This window comes from Streptococcus hyointestinalis, assembly GCF_041225505.1.
Classification (GTDB): domain Bacteria; phylum Bacillota; class Bacilli; order Lactobacillales; family Streptococcaceae; genus Streptococcus; species Streptococcus hyointestinalis_B.
On sequence record NZ_JBCLSK010000013.1, the window covers coordinates 1 to 14783 of the forward strand.

A 14783-nucleotide genomic window follows, 5' to 3' on the forward strand; every position below is an offset into this window, starting at 1 on the left:
CGTTGAACTATCTCTAATTTTTCATTAACTGATTTTGGACTTCTTTTAGACATATGAAAACTCCCCTTATAGTTTCTGCTGTGGCTTGACGGACAGCAGGCTTAGCGATAGTTAGTGCTTGGCTGTTACCTGTAACTTCATCTGCGACAAAAGCAACCACTTGACCTTTTTCATTTACAACTGCTACGGCAACCTTGCCTTGGGCTTCGATAGCTGCCTTTTGTTTAGCAAGCTCAGCTTGACGTTCTGCTTCTACTTGCTTATCATAAGCTGTTGTAAAGAGCTTCTTTTTCAGCTTGGGTCGCTTTGAGTTCTGCTAATAAAGTTTCTTTTTCAGCGAGCACTTCTTTGGAAGCTTTGAGATCTGCTTGGGCAGTTGCAAGTTTAGCTTGGGCTTGTTTGAGCAATTCTGGTGCATTCTTCAAGTCAGAAAGAGTTTGTTTTTCAGAAGTCAACTGAGCAGTCAAGGTTTGACCTTTAGCTTCAAGATCAGCTACTGCTTGCGTAGCTGCTTCAAGACTAGCTTTCAAGTTTGTTAGCTTAGCTACCTCAGCATTGTAGGTTGCTGTGGCACTATCAAGTGCCTCTTGTTTGTCAGCAAGCACTGCTTTAGCTGCTTCAAGACTAGCTTTTTTCGTTGTGATATCAGCAGTTAGACTCGCTACTGCTGCTTGGGCAGCGTCATTGGCTTGAGTAGACTCAGCTAGCTTGGCATTTGCTTGGTCGAGCTTTTCTTGGGCGCTTGGTGTTTGAATAGCTACTGCTTTTGCAGAGGCTAGAGCTACCTTAGCAGCGTCAAGTGTATCTTGAGCAGACTGCATTGCCTCTTGCGCTTTAACTTTTGCATCTTGTGCTTGAGCATTAGCACTTGTCGCTTGCTCTAATTCGGCTTTAGCTTGATTGTAGCTTGCTGTGATTGCTTCCACTGTCTTGGTATTTTCAATAGGAGTGATGTCAAAGTTATCTTTTGTAGCTTCTTCAACGTCTGTATCATCAACAGCAATAAAATGAACGCCACCATAAAAGTCCTTAGGGCTCGTCAAATCAACACCAAGATAAGTCACCTGAGCATCCTCATCTCTAAATCTGACACCAGCAATTGAGCCCGCATGATCCCATTCTGCGACACCACCTGCAACACCAGACATAAATAAGACGATAGAATTGTAGACTTCTCTTTTCAATTCAGAGAGTGTCGCAGTTTTCCCAATAAAAGAGCCTGCCCAGTTTTCATAAAACTGGATATCCGTCTCTGTCCCTAGTGGCGCACTGATGTCTAAACCAAAATAAGCTGCTGCTGCATTGATCGCTTTGCCATCATGCCCTTTAGTCCATGTATCATGATTATCTGCAATATAACCATCTGTTACCAAGTCTGCAAATGTCACGCTAGAGCTTGTAACAACTGTTTCTGGCGTATCAAAGTATGCTCTAATTTGATTAATCAAATCAGAGGCAAATAAAGAAAGTTCTGTAATGACTGTATCTGGTAGGTTATTGGTATCGTAAACTGTCGTCTCTTCATTTGGATTACTCTTAAAAACATTTGTCTCAGAAACCGTTTGATACAATGCTAGCAAACGATCAAATGCTGCTTGTCTTTCTTCGTCTGATACGACGAAATGAAATACATAATCGCCATTTTCATCCACATCGTAAGAGGTGATGTCAGCGTTGTATAGCGTCTCTAGTGCTTGTACATACTCGTCAGGTAAGGTAATAATATTGATAGCCTTGTAGTCGTTTTCAGCTTTGGTAAAAGCTTCTTGCTTAGAAAGAAGTACGTCTGCTGTTTCAGTGGCTTTGGTGTTTGCTTGAGATAGTGCTTCTACTTTAGTATCAAGGTCTGTCTGGGCTGTGGTTTGCGCTTTTTCAGCTGTGTCGATAGCTTGCGCTCGTTTGGCATCTGCTGCCTGAGCGTCAGCCAATGCTGCTTGCGCTTTCGCAACGACTTCTTTATCCGCATCCACTTGCTTTTGCGTGCTTTCAGCTTTATCGTAGACCGCTTGAGCATTTGTCCCATCCAAAATAGCTTGCGCTTGATCAACGGATGCTTGAGCGCTATCAACTGCTGTTTGTGCCTTAGAGACACGGTCTTGCGCTTGATTGACAACTGTTTCTTGAGCAGCTACTGCCTCTTTTGCTATCGCTTCTGTTTCTTTTGAGTCATTGATGGCTTGACTATTCGTTGCAATCTCATCTGTCGTTACTGTGATTGTCTTTTCTGCTTGTTGAATAGCTTCAGGTGTTGCCTTGGCTACATTTTCCTCTGCTGTAGCTACTTCTGACTGAGCGCTGTCTACTTCTGCTTGATTTTGAGTAACAACTTCTTGAACCTTTACAACTTCAGCTTGAGCATTCGTCACTGCCTCTGTAGCGATATCAACATCCGATTTAGCACTGGCTAACTGCTCCTGTGTAACAGGCGTTGCTTGCTGTGCCTCTTGAACAGTCGTTTCTTGAGTCGTCACCTCATCTGCTTGAACATTCGAGATAAATCCTACTGCTCCAAGAGCGAGCGTTGCTCCTCCGATAACTGTAACTGCTTTCTTCATAGATCAAAAACTCCTTATTTCGGCAAAATTCAAGTCCAAGTTAGCCAGCGTATAACACCTCTCTGGGAGTTTTGTAATCTAATACTTTCTTAGGATAGTTATTGATCCAATTTTCAATGAATGTGACCTGTTTTTAGGTCGCATTTTTACTTCCCTTTGGTAACCAACGTTCAATATTTCTACGGTCTGATAGTGTTAAATGTTTTCCTTTTGGTGTATAATAGTCTTGCATCTCAGAGTCTTTCTAATTGTTTTTGTGGTGATTACAATTATATCTCTCTGAGGTGTTTTTTCATACTTTTAAGTCTAACTTCATTTTAGAACTTTTAAAAACTCCTTATTTCCTAAATAGATCTCAATTATATCATAACCTTAAGGTTTTTTTAAGTTATTTTTGTATACGCTACCATTTTTTAGCAAAAAAACGAGAACATCTTGTGTTCTCGCTTATAGTATTTTAATTTTTCCGATTTAATTTAACGACACACTCTGTCCGTGCTGTATGTGGAAACATATCGACGGACTGGATGTAGTCGACTGTGTAGACTTTGCTTAGTTTTGCAAGGTCGCGTGCAAGGGTTGAAGCGTTACAAGAAACGTAGACCATTTTTTCAGGTTGAACGTCCAAGATGGTAGCTAGTAACTTGTCATCTAGTCCTGTGCGTGGTGGGTCAACGATTAGGGCATTAGCTCGGTAACCTTCCTTGTACCATCGAGGGATGATGTCCTCAGCTTTTCCTGCTTCGTAAATAGCATTGGTGAAGCCAAGGCGCTTGGCATTTTCCTTGGCATCTGCGATAGCTTCTGGGATAATGTCCATACCTCGTACCTCAGCCACCTTGTCCGCAAAGATAAAACCGATCGTCCCCACACCGCAGTAAGCATCAATGATTTGATCCTTTGGTGAGACGTCGAGCGCTCTTACGACCTCACCGTAGAGACGATTGGTTTGCTCTGGATTGAGCTGGTAAAAGGCTCTTGGAGACAGCTCAAAGCTGTAATTAAGTACTTCTTCTGTGATGGTCTCTTTCCCCCAGAGGATAGTGGTTTTATCGCCATAAATATCACTGCTTTTGCTGGTATTAAGATTGACCGCTATCGTTTTTATCTGTGGAAATTCTCGAATCAACTCGGCAATCACATCATCAAAATCAAGCGCCTTGCTGGTGATGAAAATCAGCTGGACTTGACCACTTGCTTGTCCTTTTCGTATCATGACCGTACGCACTCCTGCAATTTTACGTTCATTGTAGATAGGGAGATGGTACTTATCTAAAAGCTGAGTGACACGATTGATGATTGCCTGCGTCAGCTCATCTTGTACCAAACAGTCAGTGAGTGCGACCAAGCGGTGACTGCCTTGCTGATAGAGTCCTGCCTTGACACTGCCACCAAAAGAGCGGGTCTGAAACTGCAACTTAGCACGGTAATGCCAAGGATTGTCCATGCCAATAGTTGGGCGGATGTCGTAGGAGGTATAACCTTCTGGTTTAAACTTTTTCAGCGCTTGCTTGATGACATCATCTTTGTAGGCAAGCTGCTGGTCATAGCGCAGGTGCATAATCTGACAGCCCCCACAAGTCTCATAAATCGAGCAGGCTGGCTGCACACGATAGGGTGAGGGTTTGTTAATGGTGAGAAGCCGTGCCTGCGCAAAATTACGCTTAACCGCTGTAATCTGACAATAGACATCCTCACCCGTCAAAGCACCCTCAACAAAAATCAAGGTCTTTTTATAAAAACCAATGCCCTCGCCATTGATCCCCATACGCTTTATCTTGAGTGGAATACGTTGTTTTACCTTTACATTCATACAGTTATTATACCACAATGCTAGACGATGAGAAAATGGGCAGTTTGTGTTAGAATAAAGGCAAAGCAACATCAAAGGAAGAACCATGAAGATCACAAAACTGGAAAAAAAGAAACGGCTCTATCTGCTAGAGCTAGACGAAGCTGAGCGTCTCTACATCACAGAGGACACCGTTGTGCGCTTTTTCCTCAGCAAGGACAAAATTATCAGCCAAGAAGAGTTAGAAGCTATCAAAGACTTTGCTCAGTTTTCTTATGGCAAAAACTTGGCACTCTACGCCCTGTCCTTCAAGCCACGCACGGAAAAAGAAACCCGTGACTATCTGCTCAAGTATGAGATTGATGAGACGGTGATTGACAAAGTCATCACAAATCTCAAAAAAGACAAATGGCTTGATGACACCAAGTATGCTAACACTTTTATCGAGCAAAGCCTAGCAACTAGCGACAAAGGAGCCTACATCATCCAGCAAAAGCTCAAACAAAAAGGCATTTCTCAAGACATCATCGAAAAAGCCTTGGAAAATCAAGACTTTAGCCCTGTCCTTGAAAAAACGACGGCTAAGCTGGTCAAAAAATACCAAGACAAACTGCCACTAAACGCTCTCAAAACAAAAGTCAAGCAAAGCCTCACCACCAAGGGTTTCTCCTATCAAGAAGCAAACCTAGCCGTTGACAGCCTAGAGCTTGAGCGAGACGATGAACAAGAGGACACCCTCATTGAGCGAGACTTGGAAAAACTCCATCGTAAATACAGCAGACGCTATGACGGTTACGAGCTCAAACAACGCTTGACCCAAGCGCTCATGCGAAAGGGCTATGACTACAGCGACATCAAAAGCCACTTGAGAGAATATTAACAGTTTTTACTATTATTATTTAAGAAATCTCTGACAATCGTACACTTAGGGGTGCGATTTTTTTCAAATTATGGTAAACTATAAGGGATAAATTTTAATTGTAGAAAGTTGGTAAGCCATGAAATTACCCAAGGAAGGCGACTTTATTACAATTCAAAGTTATAAACATGATGGCAGTTTGCACCGAACATGGCGCGATACAATGGTACTAAAAACAACAGAAAATGCTCTTATCGGTGTTAATGACCATACTCTAGTCACCGAAAGTGATGGCAGGCGTTGGGTAACGCGTGAGCCTGCTATCGTTTACTTTCACAAGAAGTATTGGTTCAATATTGTTGCCATGATACGAGACAATGGGATTTCCTACTACTGCAACTTAGCGAGTCCTTATCTGCTTGATGAGGAGGCGCTCAAGTATATTGATTATGACCTTGATGTCAAGGTCTTTGCAGATGGTGAGAAAAAATTGCTTGATGTGGATGAGTATGAGGCGCACAAGCGTAAGATGGGATACTCAGCAGACATCGACTACATCTTAAAGGAAAATGTCAAAATCTTGGTAGATTGGATTAACAACCAAAAAGGACCATTTTCTTCAGCCTATATCAACATTTGGTACAAACGTTATCTTGGACTGAAGAATCGTTAAAGTTGACAAAGAGGCTAGAGAGACATCTCAGTCTCTTTATTACTCTTAAAAGGAGGTTTTTATGGCATTTGACAAGACACGAGAACGCTATGCGAGTTTTGGGATTGCGACATCACTGTCGCATGAGCTCATCAATACCATCTGGGATGTGCTCGATAACTATCTAAAGGGAGTTGTACCTCTTGAAGAGGAGCTGACTTTTCACTTGATCAAGCGAGAGGACAAGCTCTCCATCCAGTATCTTGATGAAAAGAACAGCATCAGCATTGTCTTTGATTATGCGACTTCCTTTGACCCCTTTTTTCCTCATACTGTTTGCCTCATTGATGAGGGCGGGATTGAGACGATTTTGTTGCCTTATGAACTCTAAAAAAGCTTGGAGATTCCAAGCTTTTTTCGTTCTTTATAATAAGTCATCAATCAAGTCATCCAAGGCATCGTTGTCTGCCTGTGGAGTGATTTCTGTGATGGTGATACCTGCAACTGCTCGCTCAACCAGTCCCTCCACATCTAGACGAGCCTCATACTGCTCGACATTTTTAATCTTAGGATTGGTTTTTGGACGGTCTGGCGCAAAGATAGTACAACAGTCCTCAAAAGGCTGAATGGAAATATCAAAGGTATCAATCTTTTGAGCGATGTCAATAATCTCAAGCTTGTCCATGGTCACAACAGGACGGATGACAGGCGTTGTGGTGACGGCATTAATAGCCTGCATAGACTCTAGCGTCTGGCTTGCCACCTGCCCTAGGCTCTCACCGTTGATAATGACAAGTCCACGGCGTTCTTCACGGATACGGTCTGTAATACGCATCATAAAACGACGTGTCAGCGTCATGAGATAAGCTTCTGGCGCCTTTTCCTTGATTTCTTCTTGAATCTCAGTAAATGGCACCTCGATGAACTGGATATTGCCGCCAAATTTTGTCAATTTACGTGTCAAATCTTGCGCTTTCTTGAGAGCACCTGGGCTGGTATAAGGAGGGCTAGCAAAGTGCACTGCCTCAATATCAACCCCACGCTTTAGAGCAAGATAGCCTGCAACAGGTGAGTCAATCCCTCCAGACAGCATGAGCATACCACGCCCTGCTGTTCCTACCGGCAGTCCGCCAGCTCCCTTGATATTTTCATAAGAGAGGTAAGCCGCTTCGTCTCGGATTTCAATCTTGAGATTGACGTCAGGCTGCTTCATCTGTGCTTTTATCTGTGGCAAAACGTCAAAGACAGCATTTCCCATGACTTGGTTAAGCTCACGGCTGTCTAGCTCAAAGGTGTGGTCACTGCGTTTGCCAGTGATTTTAAAGGTCATACCATCTTGGTAGATAGAGATCATCAAGTTCTGCACTGCCTTTTTAATAGCAGGTACCGTCTTTTCCACCTTGTAAGAAGGCGAAAAGGCTTGAATCCCAAAAATCTGCTTGAGCGACTCGGCTACTGGCTGATAGTCTGTACCATTGAGATAGACGTGCGCACGGTCACGATCAGCCTGTACCGTCACGTCTGGATAAATAGACAAAACGTGCTTCATGTTTTGTTTGAGTTTGTTAATAAAACGCATACGGTTTTTGCCCTTGGTTGAGAGCTCGCCATAGCGTACCATAATTTCAGAATACTGCATATTACCTTCTAACTTTCTGTGTTTTTGCATAAACGTGTTTGAAAATGGTTAAAAATTGCTCCACTTGACTCATGTCATTGTCATCATCGAGACTGATACGAACCGCTGTTTGCGCTTCTTTTTGGGGCACTCCCATAGCAATCAGCGTCCCTGCTGGCTTACCAGCTTTTGAGGAACAAGCAGATGTGGTTGAGATATAGATAGCATGTTCTTCAAAGGCATGCACAACCACCTCACCACGCACACCTCGGATACCAAAGGTGATGATATTTGGCGCAAAACCTGCTTCATCTGTGAACAGTTGCACCCCGTCAAACTCTTCTAGTGCTTCTTGGATGACCTGCTTCATCTTAGTAATTTTTGGTAAAGCCAAGGCTTCCTTATCCAATGTCATACGGAGCGCACGTGCACTCGCCGCAATACCTGCGACATTTTCCGTTGTCGAGCGCAAATCGCTTTCTTGCCCGCCACCTGTTAGCAGTGGACTGATACGCTTGCCCTCTTTTTTGTAGAGGATACCGACACCACGCACACCGTGAAACTTATGAGCTGAAAAGGACGCTAGGTCCACACGGCTAGTCAGATAGTGGCTAACAGGAATCTTGCCAATCGCCTGCACCGCATCCACATGAAAGGTGATGGTTGGCTTGTCCGCCAGAAGCTCTGAAATCTCTGAAATCGGCTGAATAGAGCCAATCTCGTTATTGACCGCCATGACAGAGACAAGAATGGTCTCTGGTTTGATGAGCTTGGCTAGTGCAGCGACATCCACAAAACCACGGCTATCAACGGATGCGTAATCAACAGCGAAACCATGCTCGCCCAGCCATTTGGCAGACTCCTTGACCGCTGGATGCTCGATAGCAGACACGATGATGTGTTTGCCGTACTGCTCTTTTTCAAAAGCTGTGCCTTTTAGCGCCCAGTTGTCACTCTCAGTTCCACCTGAAGTGAAAAAAATCTCACTAGGCGCAACCCCTAGCAAATCCGCCACTTGTTTACGGCTCGCCTCCAAGATACGGGTCGCATTACTTCCTAGATTGTGGAGACTTGAGGGATTACCAAAAATTTTCGTTGCCACTTCCTGATAAGTCCTTAAAACTTCATCATAAGGACGGGTTGTGGCAGCATTGTCAAAGTAAATCATGTTTTATCTCTTCTCACTTGAAATCTTTTTACGAGTCAAACTCGTCAATCTTTACTATTATAACACATCCTGAGTGTGCGGTCAGCATTTTAAAATGAAGTTTTTGGTCGCTTTTTTTGTCGGAAAATCATATAATGAAAACAGACCATTTTTTCCTAATCAAAAGTTAAGGGTCAGGTGTTAAGATTAGATTATCTTAACCAAATCATCTCAGTCTTAAAGGAGTATCTTCTCATGTCAGAACATTATTCAAGACAGGATAAAAATGCGAAAAAATCATCGCAATCTCTTGAAAAACCTACTAAGCACATCAAGACAGGCTTTTCAGCGCTTCAAAAAACAGTAGCGCTTGTCGGTAGTATTTTGAGTATCATCGTGGCAAGTATCACCATTAACAATGCTATGAACGGCTCAAAGACAAAAGCTTCTAGCGATACATCAACCACTAAGACCGTAGTTATCAAAGAAAAAGACACAAACAGCAATACAACAACCTCTAGTAGTGCAACCACTAATAACAATCAAACAAACGATGACGAGGATGAACAAACCTATACAAGTAACACTACGACCCCGTCTAGTGATACAACTGTCAGCTCATCTACGCCTACTGTAAGCAGTAGAGATACAACGACAGTCTCAGACACGACAACTTCTGATGCTGCTAGCACAACAGCAGACAGCACTAACCCTTAAACCATTTGAAGCTTCAAATGGTTTTTTCCGTTTTTGACAGGAACATGCTATGATAACAGAGACTATTGATTGGATTCATTCTTATAAGGCAAATGGGAGACGTCCTGACAAGGAGCGTTTGCTGGCACTGCTTGCGGAGCTTAGCAATCCGCAGGAACAAGTGTCATGCGTCCACGTGGTCGGCACAAATGGTAAAGGTTCTACAACAGCTTACTTACAAGCACTCTTTAGCGCTTGTGATTACCGATGTGGCACCTTTACTTCGCCTTACATCACTTGCTTTAATGAGCGCATGGCTATTGACGGTGTGCCTATTTCTGATAGTGAACTTGAAGAGCTTTGCCAAGCTATCAAGCCGCATTTAGAAAAACTAGAAGAGCGCTATGGACGCTTGACGGAGTTTGAGCTGATCACTGCGCTGATGTTTTGCTATTTTGCCAAAGAAAAGCCTGACCTTGCTATCATTGAGGCGGGTATTGGTGGACTGCACGATGCGACCAACTGCTTTCGGGCGCAGGCTGTTGTCTGCCCCTCTATCAGCTTTGACCACACAGAGACACTGGGCGATAGTCTTGCAAAAATCGCAGCGCAAAAAGTCGGTGTGCTTGACGAGGGTGTCCCTGTGATTTTTGGTGCCTTTCAAAAGGAAGCTCAAGCTGTTTTTTACACTAAAGCTCGTGACACACACTCGCCTACTTTTGAGCTGGGAAAAGATTTTCAACTGAGACGAGAAGAGCAGAGTTTTGATTTTTCTTATCAAAGTTTTTCTTTAGAAAACATCCAGCTCGCTATGGTTGGCAGGCACCAGCAGGATAATGCTGCACTTGCTATCATGACCACGCTAGTTTTGAGTGAAAAATTTCCAAAGCTCAATCCTGAGAGCTATTTAGACGCACTCAAAGCCGTTCAAGTCAAAGGACGTACGGAGTGGTTGACGGCTAATCTGGTCATTGACGGTGCGCACAATGAAGGTGGGATCAAGAGCCTTCGTGACTGGCTGACCAGCCAATACCCCAATCGCTCGATAGCTATCCTTTTTGCAGGATTGCGCAGAAAGCCTCTTGAGAGTTTGCTGGAGCTCCTTGCAGGTTATGACGTCTCTGTGACCAGCTTTTCCTTTTTTGAGGCGGAACAGCTGGATAATTACCCAGATAGATATCTTAGAGTGGCTGACTTTGAGGAGTGGTTCCAAAGAGCAAAAGCAGATCCTAGCACCCTTTACGTCATGACAGGCTCGCTCTACTTTATCTCGGAAGTGAGAGAGCACTTTTTAAAATAAAAAAAGAGCTAGCATTCTAGCTCTTTTTTTACTTTAGCGCATAGTAACAAACTCTTCTGAGCCTGTTGGGTGGATGGCAACGGTGTTGTCAAAATCTTCTTTCGTTGCGCCCATTTTGATAGCTACTGCAAAGCCTTGAATCATCTCATCAACGCCGTAGCCAATAGCGTGAAGTCCTACGACTTTTTCCTCTTCACCTACCGTCACCAGCTTCATTTTGACCAATTGACGATGGTCTGTCACTGCCGTGTACATAGACGCAAAGCTTGACGTGTAGGCTTTAACATTGTCCTTGCCATACACTTCAATCGCTTTTTCCTCTGACAAGCCGACAGTGCCAATAACTGGGTGCGTGAAAATGACCGAAGGCACATTGGTGTAGTCCAGTCTTTCTTCCGGTTTATTGTTAAAGAGACGCTCTGACAGTCTACGACCCGCTGCGATAGCCACTGGTGTCAGGGCAATCTTACCATTAGCATCTCCAATAGCGTAAACACCAGAAACAGAGGTATTTTCATAAGCATCTGTCTCGATATAGCCATTTGCTTTTAACTTAATGTCTGTGTTTTCAAGTCCAATATTTTGCGTATTGGCACCACGACCAATCGCCCAGATAACACGCTCTGCCTCAATCGTCTCACCACTTTGCGCTTCAAACAAGAGAGTACCACGCTCTGTTTTTGTCAATGATTTTGGAATGCTTGTCGGGTGCATAGTGATACCTGCAGTTTCCATCTCAGCCATGACCTGCTCAGACAGCATGCTATCAAAACCACGTAGGATATGGTCACGACGAAAGGCAAGGTCGGTCTTGACGCCTAGCTCATTTAAAACGCCAGCAAGCTCTGCGGCGATATAGCCAGCTCCTACGACAAGCACTGATTTTGGTAAACTTTCCCAAGCAAAGAAATCATCAGATGTCTCACCCAGCTCACTTCCTGGAACATCTGGGTAGAGCGGATGACCACCCGTTGCGATAGTAATGTGCGGAGCAGTGTAAGTCTCGTCATTAACACTTACAGTGTGATTATCGACAAAGCTCGCAAAGCCATCAATACGCTCAACACCGTTACGCTCAAAGTTGTTGGCATAAGACTGTCTGGCACGAGAAACGTAACCATCTCTGCTCTCTTTGAGTTTACTAAAGTCAAAAGATCTGTCTTTAATCTCATAGCCATAGCCGCCAGCATACTTATGAATCGCTTCAGAGACTTGAGCGCCGTACCACATGATTTTTTTAGGCACACAGCCCACATTGACACAGGTACCTCCGACCTGACCGCCCTCAATCAAGAGCACTTTGGCGCCATACATAGCCGCACGATTGGCAGTCCCACTTCCGGCACTACCGCCACCGATAACGATATAATCATATTGTTTTACCATTTTTATTCCCCAATTCTTTTTGCTTTTGTTCTAATCTAACACAAAAAAAGCGGATACACAATTTTTTGCTACGGAAATTTTGTCTACACAAAAACAGCACTTGTCAAAAAGTACTGTTTTTCCTTTATTGAAGTTCCTGCAGTGGCGCAAAAATGATTTTTTCAATGTCAGCGACATAGACTGACAGACGCTGCTGAGCGTCAAGATAAGCTTTGAGAGTTGGATTGGCACTAAAGCGCTCAAGTAGTGTTTTGAACTCGTCTTGCTCTTCTTGAGAAGGGGTTTGACCAGACTGCACCATCATTTGTAAGCGAGATTGCACTTGTGTAAACTCGTCCCACAAGCTCTTAGCATCGCTATCGCTGTCAATAGCTGACTTTGCTTCTAAAACAGCCTTGTACTCTGGCAACTGGCGCAATTCACGCTCCAATTGATTGGCAACATCATAGATATTTGACATAAAAACCTCCTAAGATTTTATTGAATGGTGACTTTATACTGGGTATTTGCCTCGATGACCTTTTGCGCATGGGCTTGGTCTTTAGCATTTTTAAAGGAAATCTGCAAGATACCGTGGATATCATCACGATTTTCTTCATTGATACGCAAATTAACCAAGGAAGTTCCACGGAGCAACTCCAAAATGGTAAGGATAACATCCTCTTCGTCAGGGACATTGACAAAAATATCGTAAAAGCTGTCAACACCACCACGTTTGTGGATTTCCATCTCCTGACGAATGGTCTTGGCGTGGTTAAAATACTGCCAGATACCCTCATCATCCTGCGCCTTAATCTTATCAGCGATAGTGTCCAAGCGCTCCTTAAAATCCTCAATGCGCTCCAAAACGGCTTCTTTATTGGTCAAAAGGATACTCGTCCACATGCCCGCCTCACTCTCTGCGATACGGGTCATGTCACGAAAACCACCAGCCGCAAAATGATTGGTCATCTCATGTTCCTTGGCATAGTCGCCAGCCTGCTCCATGAGACTCGCCGCAATAACATGCGGAAAATGCGAAATCTGGCTGGTCACACGGTCATGCTCAACTGCATCAATGGTGATAAATCTAGCATGCAAACCAGACAAATCCGTCTTTAGCTCTTCTATCGTGTCATCCGTTGTTAATGCAGTTGGCGTGAGGATATAGTAGGCATTTTCAAAGAGATTGACATCTGCTGCGCTAGCACCTGACTTGTGACTCCCTGCCATTGGATGTGAGCCCACAAAGCGAACAGCTTGATTGGCAAAAGACGCTTCAGCTGCTTTGACAATCTCAAGCTTGGTTGAGCCAGCGTCGGTGATGAGGACATTTTCCTTGAGAGGCAGGTGCGCTAGCTTCTCGATAAAGGCGATAGTTTGCTTGATTGGTACCGCTAAGATAATAACGTCTGCCAAGGGCGCAAAGTGTGCAAAATCATCTGTCTCCTCGTCCACAATCCCACGCTCAAGAGCGATTTGACGGGATTTTTCCGAGCGATTATAGCCCAAGATAGTATAGTCAGGATGGTCACGCTTTATCCCAAGGGCTATAGATCCCCCGATAAGCCCCAAACCTGCTACATAAATGACTTTATGACCCATACTACCTCCTTGTGTTTCTCTTTAGGTTAAAAGTTTTTTAGATAGGTGCGGTAATCACTGACCGCTTTTTTCAGCTCTTCCATATTGTCAGATGAGAATTTTTCTAAGATTTCTGTGGCAAGAACAGTCGCTACAACAGACTCCATAACCACTCCCGCTGCTGGAAGCGCCGTAGGGTCTGAACGCTCGACCGTCGCCTTATAAGGCTCATGTGTCTCAATATCAACAGACATCAGCGGTTTATAAAGTGTTGGAATTGGCTTCATGACACCACGGATGACAAGTGGTTGACCATTGGTCATTCCACCTTCAAAGCCACCGAGATTGTTGGTACGGCGAGTGTAGCCGTCCTCTTTATTCCACAAAATCTCGTCCATGACCTGACTGCCCTTGAGGTAGCCCGCTTTAAAGCCAACCCCAAACTCAACACCCTTAAAAGCATTGATAGACACAACTGCTTGGGCGAGTTTGCCGTCTAGCTTTTTATCCCATTGCACGTAAGAACCTAGGCCTGCTGGCACGCCACCAACCACCGTCTCAACGACACCACCGATGGTATCTCCATCTTTTTTGATTTGGTCAATGTAGTCCTTGATTTCTTGCTCACGCTCTTGATTGACAATGGAAACCTCTGACTGGCTGGCACGTTCTTTGATATCAGCGACAGTAAGATTGTCTGGAACATCAATTTTCTTGCCACCAAAGACAACCACGTGATTGGCAATCGCAATATCTAATTCTGCCAGGATACGCTTAGCGACAGCACCTACTGCCACTCGCATGGTCGTCTCACGAGCAGAGGAGCGCTCTAGAGAATTGCGCAAATCCTCAAAACGATACTTCATCCCACCGACCAAGTCAGCATGCCCAGGACGTGGGTGGGTGATTTTACGCTTGGTTTTAAGACGATCCTCAACGTCCTCAACCGCCATAATATCTAGCCACTTTTGGTGGTCACGGTTGATGACATGTAGAGTAATAGGAGCACCTGTCGTTTTCCCATGACGCACACCAGAGGTGATTTCGACTTTGTCAGACTCGATTTTCATTCTTCCGCCACGTCCATAACCACCTTGACGGCGTTTCAAGTCAAGGTTGATGTCGTCAGCACTCAAGCTAAGCCCTGCTGGGACTCCTTCAATAATAGCGGTCAAGCGTGGTCCATGGGACTCACCTGCTGTTAAATATCTCATA

General features: G+C 44.2%; 13 protein-coding genes and 1 pseudogene. 5 read left to right on the forward strand and 9 right to left on the reverse strand.

Annotated features, from left to right (window positions below; translation table 11 throughout):
* Nucleotides 1–263 precede the first annotated feature (263 nt).
* The 3 genes and pseudogenes from AALA56_RS04655 to rlmD form a co-directional block, all read right to left on the reverse strand.
* Entirely contained in the window at nt 264–2555 is a 2292-nt protein-coding gene (locus AALA56_RS04655; protein WP_369908991.1) for an SEC10/PgrA surface exclusion domain-containing protein, read from the reverse strand.
* Nucleotides 2556–2595: 40 nt separating this feature from the next.
* Nucleotides 2596–2736, reverse strand: a pseudogene (locus AALA56_RS04660) (IS30 family transposase); the annotation flags it as partial.
* 276 nt (nt 2737–3012) lie between these two features.
* Entirely contained in the window at nt 3013–4368 is a 1356-nt protein-coding gene (gene rlmD / locus AALA56_RS04665; RefSeq protein ID WP_369908993.1) for a 23S rRNA (uracil(1939)-C(5))-methyltransferase RlmD, read from the reverse strand.
* 85 nt (nt 4369–4453) lie between these two features.
* On the opposite strand from rlmD, the gene recX reads away from it, so the two are divergent.
* The 3 genes from recX (at nt 4454) to AALA56_RS04680 (ending at nt 6249) form a co-directional block, all read left to right on the forward strand.
* Nucleotides 4454–5227 carry a recombination regulator RecX gene (gene recX, locus AALA56_RS04670; protein ID WP_369908995.1) on the forward strand — a complete coding sequence of 258 codons (774 nt, stop codon included), beginning with the start codon at nt 4454–4456 and terminating at the stop codon, nt 5225–5227.
* Nucleotides 5228–5345: 118 nt separating this feature from the next.
* Nucleotides 5346–5879 (forward strand): nucleoside tri-diphosphate phosphatase, encoded by a 534-nt coding sequence (ntdP, locus tag AALA56_RS04675; RefSeq protein ID WP_276760707.1) that lies wholly within the window; start codon nt 5346–5348, stop codon nt 5877–5879.
* 61 nt (nt 5880–5940) lie between these two features.
* Nucleotides 5941–6249 (forward strand): DUF960 domain-containing protein, encoded by a 309-nt coding sequence (locus AALA56_RS04680; RefSeq protein WP_369908997.1) that lies wholly within the window; start codon nt 5941–5943, stop codon nt 6247–6249.
* A 33-nt stretch (nt 6250–6282) separates the two neighbouring features.
* Here the strand turns inward: AALA56_RS04680 and thiI are convergent, their stop codons facing one another.
* Together thiI and AALA56_RS04690 are read right to left on the reverse strand one after the other, a co-directional pair.
* Nucleotides 6283–7497, reverse strand: coding sequence for a tRNA uracil 4-sulfurtransferase ThiI (thiI, locus tag AALA56_RS04685; protein WP_369908999.1), 1215 nt, complete (start codon nt 7495–7497; stop codon nt 6283–6285).
* A 1-nt stretch (nt 7498) separates the two neighbouring features.
* Nucleotides 7499–8644, reverse strand: coding sequence for a cysteine desulfurase family protein (locus tag AALA56_RS04690; RefSeq protein WP_369909001.1), 1146 nt, complete (start codon nt 8642–8644; stop codon nt 7499–7501).
* A 234-nt stretch (nt 8645–8878) separates the two neighbouring features.
* Here AALA56_RS04690 and AALA56_RS04695 point away from each other — a divergent pair, with 234 nt between their 5' ends.
* Complete coding sequence (locus AALA56_RS04695; RefSeq protein ID WP_369909002.1) at nt 8879–9340, forward strand: DUF6556 family protein; 462 nt, start codon at nt 8879–8881, stop codon at nt 9338–9340.
* A gap of 49 nt (nt 9341–9389) precedes the next feature.
* Nucleotides 9390–10619: a bifunctional folylpolyglutamate synthase/dihydrofolate synthase gene (locus tag AALA56_RS04700; protein ID WP_369909003.1), complete on the forward strand. Its 1230-nt coding sequence runs from the start codon at nt 9390–9392 to the stop codon at nt 10617–10619.
* Between the two features lie 33 nt (nt 10620–10652).
* Here the strand turns inward: AALA56_RS04700 and gorA are convergent, their stop codons facing one another.
* The 4 genes from gorA to aroC form a co-directional block, all read right to left on the reverse strand.
* Nucleotides 10653–12005, reverse strand: coding sequence for a glutathione-disulfide reductase (gene gorA / locus AALA56_RS04705; protein WP_369909005.1), 1353 nt, complete (start codon nt 12003–12005; stop codon nt 10653–10655).
* 124 nt (nt 12006–12129) lie between these two features.
* On the reverse strand, nt 12130–12465 hold the full coding sequence (locus tag AALA56_RS04710) for a YlbF/YmcA family competence regulator (RefSeq protein ID WP_369909006.1): 336 nt from the start codon (nt 12463–12465) through the stop codon (nt 12130–12132).
* 17 nt (nt 12466–12482) lie between these two features.
* The gene (locus tag AALA56_RS04715) at nt 12483–13589 is read right to left on the reverse strand and encodes a prephenate dehydrogenase (protein ID WP_369909007.1); all 1107 of its coding nucleotides are present in this window, start codon (nt 13587–13589) and stop codon (nt 12483–12485) included.
* 26 nt (nt 13590–13615) lie between these two features.
* Nucleotides 13616–14782, reverse strand: a complete 1167-nt coding sequence (gene aroC, locus AALA56_RS04720; protein ID WP_369909008.1) for a chorismate synthase — start codon at nt 14780–14782, stop codon at nt 13616–13618.
* Nucleotide 14783 lies beyond the last annotated feature (1 nt).